General features: G+C 66.5%; 12 protein-coding genes. 7 read left to right on the top strand and 5 right to left on the bottom strand.

Features of this window, described 5'->3' with window-relative positions; all coding sequences use genetic code 11:
- Positions 1-32: 32 nt before the first annotated feature.
- The 3 genes from Q1K09_RS09105 to Q1K09_RS09095 all read left to right on the top strand — a co-directional run bounded on the left by Q1K09_RS09105 (position 33) and on the right by Q1K09_RS09095 (position 4,202).
- Positions 33-1,991 (top strand): heavy metal translocating P-type ATPase, encoded by a 1,959-nt coding sequence (locus Q1K09_RS09105; protein WP_054682432.1) that lies wholly within the window; start codon positions 33-35, stop codon positions 1,989-1,991.
- A 5-nt stretch (positions 1,992-1,996) separates the two neighbouring features.
- Positions 1,997-2,725, top strand: a complete 729-nt coding sequence (locus Q1K09_RS09100) for a VIT family protein (RefSeq protein ID WP_270106768.1) — start codon at positions 1,997-1,999, stop codon at positions 2,723-2,725.
- Positions 2,726-3,059: 334 nt separating this feature from the next.
- A complete protein-coding gene (locus Q1K09_RS09095; protein ID WP_300344926.1) occupies positions 3,060-4,202 on the top strand; it encodes a S41 family peptidase in 1,143 nt (380 codons plus the stop codon).
- 36 nt (positions 4,203-4,238) lie between these two features.
- Here the strand turns inward: Q1K09_RS09095 and Q1K09_RS09090 are convergent, their stop codons facing one another.
- The 3 genes from Q1K09_RS09090 to Q1K09_RS09080 form a co-directional block, all read right to left on the bottom strand.
- Positions 4,239-4,568, bottom strand: a complete 330-nt coding sequence (locus Q1K09_RS09090; protein ID WP_300344924.1) for a type II toxin-antitoxin system HicB family antitoxin — start codon at positions 4,566-4,568, stop codon at positions 4,239-4,241.
- The gene (locus Q1K09_RS09085) at positions 4,565-4,822 is read right to left on the bottom strand and encodes a toxin HicA (protein ID WP_300344921.1); all 258 of its coding nucleotides are present in this window, start codon (positions 4,820-4,822) and stop codon (positions 4,565-4,567) included. Before Q1K09_RS09085 ends, Q1K09_RS09090 begins: the two co-directional genes overlap by 4 nt.
- A gap of 282 nt (positions 4,823-5,104) precedes the next feature.
- Complete coding sequence (locus Q1K09_RS09080) at positions 5,105-5,806, bottom strand: lysophospholipid acyltransferase family protein (RefSeq protein ID WP_300344941.1); 702 nt, start codon at positions 5,804-5,806, stop codon at positions 5,105-5,107.
- Between the two features lie 88 nt (positions 5,807-5,894).
- On the opposite strand from Q1K09_RS09080, the gene Q1K09_RS09075 reads away from it, so the two are divergent.
- The 3 genes from Q1K09_RS09075 to Q1K09_RS09065 all read left to right on the top strand — a co-directional run bounded on the left by Q1K09_RS09075 (position 5,895) and on the right by Q1K09_RS09065 (position 9,685).
- Complete coding sequence (locus Q1K09_RS09075; protein WP_300344919.1) at positions 5,895-6,254, top strand: hypothetical protein; 360 nt, start codon at positions 5,895-5,897, stop codon at positions 6,252-6,254.
- Positions 6,255-6,373: 119 nt separating this feature from the next.
- On the top strand, positions 6,374-8,206 hold the full coding sequence (locus Q1K09_RS09070) for a long-chain fatty acid--CoA ligase (protein ID WP_300344916.1): 1,833 nt from the start codon (positions 6,374-6,376) through the stop codon (positions 8,204-8,206).
- Positions 8,207-8,284: 78 nt separating this feature from the next.
- The gene (locus Q1K09_RS09065; protein WP_300344939.1) at positions 8,285-9,685 is read left to right on the top strand and encodes a class II 3-deoxy-7-phosphoheptulonate synthase; all 1,401 of its coding nucleotides are present in this window, start codon (positions 8,285-8,287) and stop codon (positions 9,683-9,685) included.
- A 39-nt stretch (positions 9,686-9,724) separates the two neighbouring features.
- On the opposite strand, the gene Q1K09_RS09060 is transcribed toward Q1K09_RS09065, so the two are convergent.
- Both Q1K09_RS09060 and Q1K09_RS09055 read right to left on the bottom strand, forming a co-directional pair.
- A complete protein-coding gene (locus Q1K09_RS09060; RefSeq protein WP_300344914.1) occupies positions 9,725-11,266 on the bottom strand; it encodes a protein kinase in 1,542 nt (513 codons plus the stop codon).
- Positions 11,267-11,324: 58 nt separating this feature from the next.
- Positions 11,325-12,425 carry a polyprenyl synthetase family protein gene (locus Q1K09_RS09055; RefSeq protein WP_300344912.1) on the bottom strand — a complete coding sequence of 367 codons (1,101 nt, stop codon included), beginning with the start codon at positions 12,423-12,425 and terminating at the stop codon, positions 11,325-11,327.
- 17 nt (positions 12,426-12,442) lie between these two features.
- On the opposite strand from Q1K09_RS09055, the gene dinB reads away from it, so the two are divergent.
- Positions 12,443-13,636 (top strand): DNA polymerase IV, encoded by a 1,194-nt coding sequence (gene dinB, locus Q1K09_RS09050; protein WP_300344909.1) that lies wholly within the window; start codon positions 12,443-12,445, stop codon positions 13,634-13,636.
- Positions 13,637-13,741: the final 105 nt, after the last annotated feature.

The following is a 13,741-nucleotide window of genomic DNA, read 5'->3' as shown; positions in this document are numbered from 1 at the left end:
CGAGAAGCGTGCCCGCCTGGGAGGATTGAAGCATGAGCCGTTTTTCATCTCTGGTCAGGGCATATCCACTCGTGATCGCAACACTGTTGGTGGCTATGATCGGGTTGGTTCTTTTAGCGACTCCGGCCATTGAGTCGGCCAGCTGGATTGTGGGTGCGTATGCGCTCGTGATTGCCGGGTGGGAGGCGGTCGGGATGATCCGGCAGCTCATCCGAGGGCACGCCGGGCTCGACATTCTTGCGGTGACGGCAATCACCGCTGCAGTGCTCGTTGGGGAGCCGTGGGCGGCGCTCGTGGTGGTGCTGATGCTCACCGGCGGGGCGGCCCTCGAAGATTACGCTGAGAACCGTTCGAAGCGGGAACTGACCGCGCTGCTGCGTAAGGCACCCCAGCAGGCCACGCGCATCCTCGCCCCAAGCGCACCCGGCGCGGACATGCACGGGCATACTGCCGAGGTCACGACCGAGGACATACCGGTCGAAGAAGTCGAGGTGGGTGATCTGTTGTTGGTGCGGCCGGGTGCACTCGTGCCTGTGGACTCGATCCTCGTCTCCGAGCACGCCGTGTTCGATGAGTCGTCATTGACCGGTGAAAGTCTGCCCGTTGAGCGTGACGCGGGAGAGAAAGTGTCGAGCGGTGCGGTGAATGGACAAGCCGCAGTCACCATGCGGGCTGCGGCTCCGGCCGCCGAGAGCGAGTATCAGCAGATTGTTCGGCTCGTCGAACAAGCCGCGGGGAGCAAAGCCAAAGTCGTGCGGCTCGCAGATCGGTACGCGGTGCCGTTCACAGTGCTCGCGCTCGTGATCGCCGGGATCGCGTGGGCGGTCAGTGGAGAGGCTGTCCGGTTTGCCGAGGTGCTGGTGGTGGCGACCCCATGCCCGCTGCTGATCGCCGCGCCGGTCGCGTTTCTCGGTGGCATGAGCCGTGCCGCGAGGTTCGGGCTGATCGTCAAGGGCGGCGGCACCCTCGAACAGCTTTCACGAGCCCGCTCGGCGGCATTCGATAAGACCGGCACCATCACTACCGGCAAGCCAGTGCTCGAACGCCTTCTGCCCGCCGACCGCGCCAGCGAAGACGAGCTGCTGCGTTTCGCAGCCTCAGCGGAGGTGTACTCCTCTCACGTGCTTGCGGACTCCGTCGTGCAGGCCGCGAAACAGCACGGCTTGTCGCTCGTCGAAGCCGAACATGCCGAGGAGATCGCGACAAACGGAGTCGCGGCTGTGTTCCGCACTCCTGACGCACCTGAGGCAGTGACGGTTCGTGTCGGCAAGCCCTCCTGGGTGCGCCACTCCGCGCCGGACCTCGTGCTGGCAGACCTTGCTCCAGGGGAACTCGCAATCTACGTCTCAGTCGATGGCCGTTTCGCCGGAGCCATCGTCATGCGCGACCAAGTGCGCGAAGAAGCAGCCCAGGCTCTCCGTCAGCTGAGCGCACTCGGTATCGAGCGTACGCTCATGGTCACCGGAGACGTTGCAGCCACCGCCGAACCCATCGCGCGGCGCCTTGGAATCAGCGAGGTGCACGCGGAGTGCCGCCCCGGCGACAAAGTTCGCATTGTCAGTAGCGTGCAGCCCCGCCCGCTCATCATGGTCGGTGACGGCCTCAACGATGCCCCGGTGCTCGCTGCTGCGGATATTGGCTTCGCAATGGGGGCGCGCGGTGCAACCGCAGCATCGGAGTCTGCGGACATCGTGAACCGCTACGACACGCTCTCGGCCCTGCCGCGCGCGGTGAGCATCGGCAAGGACACCGTGCGGATCGCACTGCAAAGCATCTGGCTCGGCATCATCATCAGCGTCGGCCTCATGCTCATCGCCGCCTTCGGGTTCCTCCCAGCACTCCTCGGCGCGTGGCTGCAAGAAGTCGTTGACCTGGTGGCCATCCTCGGCGCACTCCGTGCAGTCGGCCCACGATCTGAGCGAATCACACGATCATCACCAGTCGCATCGACGGAACAACTTCACTTCAGCACGACCCAAGACAGGAAATGAACAATATGGCATCCGACTCAAGCACCACGCCGCATCCCGGCGAAGCCCACCTGCAGAACGTGGGCCAACGTTTGAACTGGCTACGTGCAGGGGTGCTCGGCGCAAACGACGGCATCGTCTCTACCGCGGGTGTCGTCGTCGGTGTCGCTGCCGCTACACCAAACAACGTACTGGCAATCGCGACGGCCGGTATCGCCGCCGTAGTTGCCGGGGCGTTCTCAATGGCTGGCGGAGAGTATGTTTCGGTGAGCACCCAACGCGACACAGAGAAAGCGCTCATCGCAAAAGAACGGTGGGAGCTCGAAACCATGCCCGAGGAGGAGCTTGAAGAACTCACCGAGCTCTATCGACAGCGGGGCCTCTCAGATGACCTCGCACATCAGGTCGCGGTGCAGCTTACCGAGACGGGCGCTCTCGCCGCTCACGCAGAGGTCGAACTCGGAATCGACCATGAAGAGTTCACAAGCCCGTGGGCAGCCGCCGTGTCATCGTTCATTGCGTTCGCCGTTGGAGCGCTGATCCCACTCATCATGATCTTGCTCCCCGTCGGCGGACACCGAGTTTGGATCGCAGCCATCGCAGTTGTGATCGGCCTCTTCCTCACCGGTTGGATCAGCGCTGCGCTCGGTGGCGCGCCGCGCGGTCGCGCAATTCTCCGGAACGTGGTCATGGGCTCAGCGACCATGATCGCCACATACGCCATTGGGGCACTCTTTGGCGTGGCCATCGGATAGGCCGCTTCTCGTGATCCGGCCCGCTTTCATGTGCTAACTCATGTGCTACCGACGCTGCTAGGTTGTGAATCGCGGTGCAGTTATCCACAGGTGGGCCTCGCAGAAACCGCGGAATCATGCGGCAGAACGCCGATTCACGATTTCGTGTGCGAGGGGGAACGGATCCGTTCAAATCCCCCCTCGCACACAGCCCTGACCTGGGGTTTATTCTCCAGGCAGGCCCCGAGGAAACACTCGGGGTGATACGCGTGGCTCAGAGCAGCAGATGAAGGTCCCGATCTTCACCGAGAGGTGAGGGCCGGGACCTTCGTCGTGTTCATCAGGCTTCCCCGCCGTGCCGGTGGGCCCTGCGCTGGTCAGCAGGGCGGGCCGGCCGGAGGACTTCAGCCTCACCCTGCAGCTGCTGCACACGCTGGCCCGCTCACCTGACACCACCCTCGCCTATGAGGAAGTCTCCGACTACGAGCAGGTCCTGGACCGCATTGACGAGGAAGTCATCCACACCTATCCGTACTGGCGGCTGCGCGGCCTGGGCCCCGAGGAGTTCCGCTCCTGCCGCCCGGAAGCCACTGCCAGCGGGCAGCCTTGGGTGTCCGAACAGTTTTGGTCTGCAGTGCAGCGCTGGGTCGCCGCGCTGGGCGACGCTCATACCGCAGTGATCGGACCGGGGGTTCGTCGTCCTCCCTACAGGGCTCTGATGACCGACGGCGGCGCCCGTCTGCTCAGCGTCCCAGAGGGCTCTGCCGCATACACGGCGGGAGTACGAGAGGGGTGGACCGTGGACTGCGGTGACCCCGGCCATTGGCTGAGCACAGTGGGCGCCTCCCCGCAGCACCACGCTCAGGTGGCAGCTCGCCGCTTCCTGGAAATGACGACGCCGCGGCGCCGCTTCACCGCCCGCAGCCCAGAGGGCGAGCAGGTTTCCTGGACGGAGGCGCCCCAGCAGCCGGAGCCTTTCGTGATCACGGAGGGGCCGCTGATCGCGATTTCCCGGTTCGACGGCGAGACTCCTGAGCTGTTTCGCGAGGCATTGCAGACCCGCCCCGGGGAGCCGGAGATCACAGTGGACCTGCGGGGCAATGCGGGCGGCAGCCTGGTGGCCGCCGACCAGTGCCGGCGGATGCTGCTGCGTGAGACTGGTGTCTACGGCAGTCTGCGCTACTCGGACGGCTGCTGCGGGCTCTCTGAACCGTACCCGCTGCGGGTGGAGGCCACCGATGCAGGCTTCTGCGGTCAGTTGCGGGTGCTGGTGGATGAGATGACCTATTCGGCGGCTGAGGACTTCCTGCAGCCGCTGGTGGGTCTGGACTGGGTGCGGCTCGAGGGCGGGCCTACCGGCGGGGGAGCAGGTCGGCCCCGTACCATCCCCCTGATGGAGGGATACACCCTGCGGTCAGCAGTGCCGTCACCTACACAGCAGCCGGGCACCCCATCGACTTCCACGGGATCAGGGGAGGTTGAGCCTGAAGTGCGCTGAATCCAAGCGTGCACACTCTGCTGGTGGAGCCTCGTCTTAGGTTCCGACGAGGCGCTTTGAAGCGAGTCGGTTCAGGGAGACGTTCTGCTCCGCTGCTTCCAACGCCAGTTGCCGGTGCAGCTCAGGAGGAATCCTGACTTGGAACTTGCCGGAGAAGGTGCGCTCTGCGATGGGCTCAGGAGGAGTTTCCCCCGATTCCTGCATGTCGACAAGGACATCGGCCACCAACTGCCGGATGCCACGGAAAGCGGCTTCCTGGTCGGTATCCAGCCATGACAGGCTGGGCATCTCAGCCACGGTGCCCACATACTCCTGATCCTCTGGGGACCAGCTGACACGGTACGTATAGTGTTCGGCTTTGCTCACGAGTCCTCCTTCAGCTTCTCGATCGCTTGCAGGACTTGCCTGACCTGGTACGGCTTGGCTTTGTCCTTAGTGGGCTGGATGTTCACACGGGGATCACCCCGCCACGGGGTTCGGTAAACCCGGTGTGAGGTTCCGGACTGCCGCGGTTCCCCGAAGTAGTGATCACACACCTTCGTGAGATCAGCAAAACGCACACCGGCTGGATTCCGCCGCATCGCGGCCAGCAGTTTAGCGATCTTGGCATCACTCGCCATGGAATAACAGTATCACTAGTGACACTATTCCGGTTTGGGCAGTGTTGCCGCATGAAAAGTTTGGACACGTGGACGCGCGGAGTGCCTAAGCAGTCGACGCCGTGGGAGCCACTGGCTCTCGGGCCAGAGCTGTCCCTGGGTCGGTCATATGACGAACGCGGACAAGCCCCGCTTCGGCGGATCGTCGAGCCCACGGAGGCGAGCATCGACTAAGTTCGCGTCCTCGCATGATGGCGTTGGGCGCCAGTGGTGAGCATCGCCTCTCGGGCGATTCTCGGCGGCTCAGCCGCGCTCGCGCTCAGCCTGCTGCGCCATCCGGCGCTTCGCCTCGGAGGCATAGGTGTCCACGTACTCCTGCCCGGAGAGCCGCATGATCTGGGACATGATCTCATCGGTGACCGCGCGCTGAGCGAACCGGTCCTCGGCATTGGCGTAGTAGGAGTCGAAGGACATCGGCTCGCCGATGATCATGCCCACCCTGCGCACCCGCGGCACCATCTTGTCGATCGGCTGGACCTTATCGGTGCCGATCAGCGCGATCGGAATCACCGGCACCTGGGCGCGCAGCGCCAGCTTCGCCACTCCGAGCTTGCCGCGGTGGAGCCGACCGTCCGGGCTGCGGGTGCCCTCCGGGTAGATCCCCAGCAGGTGGCCGTCGCGCAGCGCCTGCAGCCCGGCGTCGAGGGAGTCCGCTGAAGCTCGTCCGCCGGAGCGGTCCATGGGGATCTGGCCGGTGATGTCGAAGAACCAGCGGCTCCACATCCCGGAGATCCCCCGGCCCTTCCAGTAGTCGTTCTTCGCCAGGAACCGCACCTGACGGGGCACCACCACGGGGATGAAGACAGAGTCGGAGAAGGACAGGTGATTGGAGGCCAGGATGGCCGCGCCCTGCTGGGGAATATTGTCCAGCCCTTTCACCCAGGGGCGGAAAGCCGTGTTCACCACCGGCCCGACCACGAACCGTTTGGCGGTGCTGTAGAACAACGACGAGGCCACGTGCAGCTTCTCCCTCTTCTGATGGGGCGGACAACCGGTACTACTGTAGGCCACAGCGGCCCGCTAAGCTGGTGTTATGAGCAGACGACGCGACGACGGCGCCGGCTACCGCAGAACCTCCCAGCCTCAGCCAGGCCGCCCCATACCCAAGAACCTGGGTCAGCGCGGCCCCCGGGACTATACCCTGGCGGAGGAGGACGACTTCCGCCCACCGAACCCGAAGAACCCGCTGGCCGGAGCCAAGCCCGCAGTGGTGATCGGGGCGGCGCTGGTGCTGCTGGGCATCCTGGCGCTGATCATCTTCCCGTTCCTGCCGGTGAGCTTCCCCAGCTGGACCACACCGGCGCTGATCGCAGTGGTGCTGCTGGGCATCGTCATCCTCTTCCTGCAGATGCCCTCCAAGCGCAGGGGTGCTGGGGACGGCGCACAAGTCTGAACCGACCCTGGACGCTCGGTGGACAACCTTTGGCGGCGCTGGATAGTGTGAACTGAACCACAAGCGACTGGCTCGCCGGGCCGCCGGCGCCCGCGACGACGACCTGAGGAGTTGGACCTTTGAAGGAGTACGCTGTCCCCGCCGCCGTCGAGGTTGAGCCCGATCTCAACATCACCGATCTGCTGGAGCGGCAGGTCAAGCAGGACCCGCAGAACGCCCTGTTCGGACGTCAGCTGAGCCCTGGAACCTGGACTGACGTGACGGCATCCGAGTTTCGTGACGACGTCGTCGCTCTGGCCAAAGGCCTCATCGCCAAAGGTGTGGAGACAGGCGACCGGGTCGCGATCATGGCCGCCACCCGCTACGAGTGGACGCTGCTGGACTTCGCCATCTGGTACGCCGGAGCCGTGACGGTGCCCATCTATGAGACCTCCTCGCCCTCCCAGATCGCCTGGATTGTGGAGGACTCCCAGGTCAAGGTCGTCTTCGCCGAATCCGAGCCGCACATCAAGGCTGTGGACCGGGCCGTGGCCCAGGAGAAGCTGGACGTGGTGGAGCATCTGCTGCAGATCGAGGGCGAGGACCTCGACGAGCTGCGCAGCGCAGGAGCACAGATCGACGACGCCGAGGTGGAGTCCCGCCGCAGCGCCGCCGGCCTGAGGGACCTGGCCACCATCATCTACACCTCCGGCACCACCGGGCGCCCCAAGGGCTGCGAGCTGACCCACGGCAACTTCGCCGAGCTCAGCCTCAATTCGATGGCCTCGCTGGGAACAGTGATCAACCGCGACTCCTCCACTGTGCTGTTCATCCCGCTGGCTCACGTCTTCGCCCGGTTCATCTCAGTGCTCTGCGTAGCCTCCGGCGCCCGGGTGGGCCACACCTCCGACATCAAGCAGCTGGTGGACGACCTGGGCACGTTCCAGCCGACCTTCCTGCTGGCCGTGCCGCGGGTGTTCGAGAAGATCTACAACGCCGCCATGATGAAGGCCGAGGCAGACGGCAAGGGCGCAATCTTCGCCAAAGCCGCACAGACCGCGATCGACTACTCTGCCGCCAAGCAGGACGGATCCGTCGGCTTCGGGCTGAAGCTCAAGCACGCAGTCTTCGACAAACTGGTCTACTCCAAGCTGCGCGAGCGGATGGGCGGCCAGGTCACCAACGCCGTCTCCGGCGGCTCGCCGCTGGGCCGCCGACTGGGCCACTTCTTCAACGGCATCGGCGTCCACGTCATGGAGGGCTACGGCCTCACCGAGACCACTGCGCCGCTGACGGTCAACACCCCGGAGAACTCCAAGATCGGCACCGTGGGCCAGCCGCTTGCCGGCTGCGCGGTGAAGATCGCCGACGACGGCGAAGTGCTCGGAAAGGGCGTGTGCGTCTTCACCGGATACCACAACCGTCCTGAGCTGGCTGAGGAGACCTTCACCGAGGACGGCTGGTTCCGCACCGGCGACATCGGCACTCTTGATGAGGACGGCTTCCTCACCATCACCGGCCGGAAGAAGGAGATCCTGGTCACCGCTGCCGGCAAGAATGTCTCCCCGGCTCAGCTGGAGGACCAGATCCGGGCCGACGCCATCGTCTCCCAAGTGGTGGTCGTCGGCGACGGCAGACCGTTCGTCGCCGCCCTGATCACCCTGGATCCGGAGACGCTGCCGGCGTGGCTGGAGCGCAAGGGCATTCCCACCGATACTCCGATGGCTGAGCTGATCAAGCACCCGGAGATCGTCCAGCACGTCCAGTCGGTGGTGGACAAGGCCAATCAATCAGTCTCCCGGGCCGAGTCCATCCGCGAGTTCCGGCTGCTGGAGGAGGACTTCACCATCGAGTCCGGGCACCTGACCCCCTCGATGAAGATCCGGCGCGCCGATGTGATGAAGGACTACGCCGAGGTGGTCGACCAGCTCTACGCCGAAGCTGCCGAGGCGCGCTCCGGCGGGACGGAGTGACCGGCTCTCAGCATCTGGAACGGCGCTGGAACGCATTAGGCGGCCGGTCGGCCGGACGCTTACGCTAATGACGTGACTATCGCTGACGAGCACCGTGCTGAGACCCCGCTGCCGGCCCCCGGAGAGATCCTCCACTCGGGCGCGGCTGAGTATCCGGGTCTGGACCAGTGGCGCAGCCTGCCGCTGAAGCAGCAGCCTGACTGGCGCTCGCACCCGGACTTCGACGCCGCCTACCAGGAGCTGTCCTCGAATCCGCCGCTGGTCTTCGCCGGCGAGGTGGACAAGCTGAAGGCCCGGCTGGCCAAGGTGGCCGCCGGCGAGGCGTTCCTGCTGCAGGGCGGGGACTGCGCAGAGACCTTCGACGGAGTCACCGCCGATAAGATCAGCGCTCGGGTGAAGACCATCCTGCAGATGGCCGTGGTGCTCACCTACGGGGCCTCGCTCCCAGTGGTGAAGATGGGCCGCATGGCCGGCCAGTACGCCAAGCCGCGCAGCTCCGACACTGAGACCCGCGGCGGAGTGACCCTGCCCAGCTTCCGCGGCGAGATCGTCAACGGGTTCGACTTCACCGAGGAGTCCCGGATCCCGGACCCGAAGCGGATGGTGACCGCCTACCACAAGTCGGCCTCCACGCTGAACCTGGTGCGCGCCTTCACCGAGGGCGGATTCGCCGACCTGCGTGCAGTACAGCAGTGGAACAAGGGCTTCATGGAGAACCCCGCCCATGCCAAATACGAGCAGATCGCCGGCGAGATTGACCGCGCCGTACGGTTCATGGACGCCTGCGGAGTGGAGTTCGACGGCCTGAAGCGCACCGAGTTCTACGCCGCTCACGAGGCGCTGCTGCTGGACTACGAGCGCGCTCTGACCCGCATCGACTCCCGCACCGGACAGCCCTACGTCACCAGCGGTCACTTCGTGTGGATCGGCGAACGCACCAGAGACCTCGACGGCGCTCACGTGGACTACCTCTCCCGGGTGCGCAACCCGCTGGGAGTGAAGCTGGGCCCCACCACCACCCCGGAAACGGCGCTGGCGCTGATCGACAAGCTCGATCCGCAGCGCGAGCCGGGGCGGCTGACCTTCATCTCCCGCATGGGAGCCGCCAATGTGCGTGAGAAGCTTCCCCCGCTGGTCGAAGCGGTGCGCGACGCCGGCGCCCAGGTGGTGTGGGTGACCGACCCGATGCACGGCAACACCATCACCGCCAAGAACGGGTACAAGACCCGGCGCTTCGACGACGTGATGGACGAGGTGCGCGGCTTCTTCGAAGTGCACCGTGCCGCGGGCACCTACCCGGGCGGCCTGCATGTGGAGATGACCGGAGACGACGTGGCTGAATGCCTGGGCGGATCCGATGTGATCGACGAGTCGGCCTTCGACGCCCGCTACGAATCACTGGTGGACCCGCGGCTGAATCACAAGCAGTCCCTGGAGATGGCCTTCCTGGTGGCGGAGGCGCTCACCCAGGTGACCTAGTGCCCTGCATCAGGCCGCCGGGCGGGCTGTCTGCAGTACCTATTCGGCAGTGTCGCCCAGCGCAGGGATGATCGCATCATTGATGCCCAGCTGGTAGGCGATCAGCATCACCACAGCCAGCACAATCATCACCAGCGCGAGGGCCACGCCCTGGCGAGCAGGGGCCGGAGTGGCCAGCTGATGCAGCGGACGCTGGCGCTCACGCTTGTCCGCCCGCGGGTCATAGCTGCGCTGCGGCGCTGAGGCCGCCGGCTGAACGGCGGTGTCCGGATCCTGGACGCTCAGCCGCGAAGGCAGCGGCACTTCGGCCACCGTCTGCCGGTCCTCCACGGAGAGCGTGGCCCACTGCTGGGTCTCCGGTGCGCGCGGACGCGGCGGGGAAGCGGCCGTCTGATCCAGCGCGGTGGTGACGTCCTCCTCCCAGTCGCCGTCGTCGGCAGTGGGGAAATCCTCCCCGCCCAGAGCCGCAGTGGCATCTGGGTCGGTCTCCTCCGGGCCGGCTGCACCGGCTTCCGTGCCCGGTTCGGCGTCGTCCCCTGCTGGGTGAGAGTCAGCAGCCTGCCCATCGTCCGGCAGATCCTGCGGGTGCATCGCCTCGGTGGGGCCGCCGTCGGCATCAGCAGCGGCGTCCGCGGCAGGGTCAGCCGCAGAGGCCGGCATGACCGCCGTGGCCGAATCGGCCTCCTGAGCAGCCTCCGGGTGGTGCCCGCGGTGCTTGGCAGCCGCGCCGTCGAAGTCCAGCTGCTCCTCGGTCAGCTGCGCGCGGGTGGTCTCCAGAAGCTCCAGCAGCTCATCGGCGTTCTTCGGCCGCTCATCCGGGTCCGTGCGGGTGGCCTGACGCACCAGATCATCCAGCGGCTCCGCCAGGCCCGGCACATAGGCCGAGGGGGCAGGCACTGTGGAGTTGACGTGCTGGAAGGCCACGCGCACCGGAGAGTCCCCGGTATAGGGCTGGACGCCGGTGAGCATCTCATAGAGCAGGATCCCCACCGCGTAGATGTCGGCACGCTCGTCGGCGCCCTCCCCGGAGAGCAGCTCGGGGGAGATATAGGCCACCGTCCCCATCAGCGTGGAGGTCCCCGAATGGTGAGTGGCAGCCCGCGCCAGGCCGAAGTCTGCCAGCTTGATCCGCCCTGCCGGAGACACCAGCACATTCTCCGGCTTGATGTCCCGGTGCACCAGACCGGCCCGGTGGGCGGCGCTGAGTCCGGAGAGAATGGCCTGGGCGTAGGCCAAGGTGAGCCGGGGGGTCATCGGCCCGCGCTTCAGCAGGGTGCGCAGGGTGGCCCCGGGTACGTACTCCATGACCATATAGGCGGTCTCGCGGGTCTGACCCTGGTCGAGGACCTGGACCACGTTCGGGTGGGAGATCAGCGCGGAGTTCCGGGCCTCCTGCTCGAAGCGCTGCACCACCTTCCGGTCCTCTGCCAGATGAGGGAACAGAACCTTGATCGCAACCTCCCGGTGCAGCCGAAGATCGCGGGCCAGATACACCGTGGACATGCCGCCGCGGGCCACGCGCTTGTCGATCGCGTAGCGCCCATCGATCACGGAGCCGATCCAGCTCTCCTCGGTGCTCATTGCATCAGGGTACCGAAGCCGCCGCCGTGCCCGCCGCTGCGACGTGCAGCCGGCAGGCCTAGGTGGTGCGGCTCACCAGGCGTTCGGCGATCTCATGGAAGTCTGAGATCACGTCCGGATCCACCCCGGCCGCAGAGAGCTGACGAATCTGCGCCATGCCGGACTCGCGCAGCTGGGCGATCGACTCTTCCACCGCCCGTACCGCCCCCGAGTCGGTGAGGATCCGCCGTGCGGCGGCCACCTGCTGCTCTGTCAGGTCGGCTCGGCCCAGCAGAGACGCCAGCTGCTGAGACTGGTCCGCTGGAGCGCGGAAGAGGCCGTAGGCGATCAGCTCGGTGCGCTTTCCCTCGCGCAGATCGTCACCGACCGGCTTTCCGGTCTGGGCAGGATCGCCGAAGACTCCCAGAAGGTCATCGCGCAGCTGAAACGCCTCACCCAGCGGCAGCGCTGCGGCGGCAAGCTGCTGAGACAGCTGAGTGCCGCCTCCGGCCAGTGCGCAGCCCAGAAGCACCGGATACTCGCTGGAGTACTTGGCCGCCTTGTAGCGCAGCACATTGCGGGCTCTGCGCACGGCCTCCTCCTCCGATTCGGCCGGCCGGCTGACCTCGGCCAGCACATCCAGGTACTGGCCGGTGATCACCTCGGTATGCATCCGCCCGAACAGGCCCCGGGCCTGACTGTCCGGAGTGGTGCCGGCCCGCTCTGCAGCGGTCAATGCTTCGGAGAACGCCTCCGAGGCCCAGGCTAGGGCCAGATCGCCGGAGAGGATCGCTCCGGTGGTGCCGAAGTGCGCGGCATCGCCGCCGAGGTGCTGGCGGGCGTGCAGCTGCTCAAAGCGTCGATGGGTGCTCGGCTGCCCCCGGCGAGTGGCTGAGCGGTCGATGACGTCGTCGTGGATCAGGGCGGCGGCTTGGAAGAGCTCCAGCGCCACACCGAGCAGCTCGGCTGCGTCCTCCCCGGCGCCCCGGGAGGAGCTGCTGCTGCGCCAACCGATCCAGCCCAGCAGCGGACGAAGCTTCTTGCCTCCCGCAGTCAGGCTGAGCAGGGCGTCGGCCAGCGGCGCGGCCTCCTCAGAGACCTCCCGGACCTCCGCCCGGCGCTGGGTCAGGAAGTCCTCACAGCGGTCATTGACCCTGCGCACGAAGTCTTGTCCGATCACGGGACTACCCTATCCGTATGGGCCGAGCGCCGATCATCGCGCACGCAGATATGGACGCCTTCTATGTGGAGGCTGAGCTGCTGGACAAGCCCGAGCTGCGCGGCCGCAAAGTCATCGTCGCGGGGGAGGGCCGCTCCGTGGTGCTCTCTGCCTCCTACCAGGCCCGGCAGGACGGGGTCCGTTCGGCCATGCCCCTGAGACGTGCCGTTCAGCTGAGTCCCGAATCGGTGGTCATACCGCCCCAGATGCACCGGTACCGCAGCCTCTCGGCGCAGATCATGGAGTACTTCGACACCCTCACCGACCGCAAAGAGCAGGTCAGCGTGGACGAAGCGTTCCTGGACCTCACCGGAGCGGTGCGTCGGCTCGGGACGCCGGAACAGATGGGGCAGATGATCCGGGCCGATATTCGCCAGCGCTTCGGCCTGCCGGTGACCGTCGGGATCGCAGACCGGAAGTTCATCGCCAAGATCGCCTCCACCCGCGCCAAGCCCGACGGACTGCTGCTGGTCCCGCCCGACCAGCGGCTCAGCTTCCTGCACAGCCTGCCGGTCACCGCACTGTGGGGGGTCGGCGGCCGCACTGCCGAAGCCCTGCACCAGATGGGTCTGCGCACCGTAGAAGACCTGGCCGTGACTCCGCGTGAGACGCTGCAGCGCAGATTCGGGGCCACCGGGGAGCAGCTGCATGATCTTGCGTGGGGACACGACCCGCGCCAGGTGGAGCCGGAGCGGACGGAGAAGAGCATCGGCGCTGAGGAGACCTTCGCCGAGGACATCTCCTCCACCGATCAGCTGAGCGTCGAGCTGCTGCGGCTCAGCCATAAGGTCGCCTCCCGGCTGCGCGCCGCCGGTCTCCGCGCCGGCACCGTCAGCCTGAAGCTGCGCTGGCGCGACTTCACCGCGCTGAGCCGGTCCCACGCGCTGCAGCACCCCACCCAGTCCGCCGCCGAGCTGCACAGCACGGCGCGCTCTCTGCTGCTCGGCCTGGGGCAGCGCCCTCAGCCGGTGCGGCTGATCGGGGTGCGGGCCGAGAAGCTCACCGACGACGACGGCGCCGTCCAGCTCTCCCTGACCGAGACCGGCCAGGACGCCCACGCCGGGGAGCGCCTGGCTGCCGAACGGGCCCTGGACGCGGTGGCCGGCCGCTTTCCGACCGTCAAGGCAGGTCCGGCGTCGCTGCTGCGGTCCCAGGATCGGCGGAGCAGCTGACCAGCAGCCGGCAGACCAGGCGCAGGCTGGAGACCCGCTGGGTGTTGCGTGACACTTTGATCACAGCTTGCGGGCGCGACTATGCCGGTGCAGGGGAGAACGGAT

The sequence above is a fragment of the Nesterenkonia sp. genome (assembly GCF_029265375.1).
Lineage (GTDB): Bacteria > Actinomycetota > Actinomycetes > Actinomycetales > Micrococcaceae > Nesterenkonia.
The sequence above is the reverse complement of the archived record's forward strand: the minus strand, read 5'-3'. Positions and strand labels throughout refer to the sequence as shown.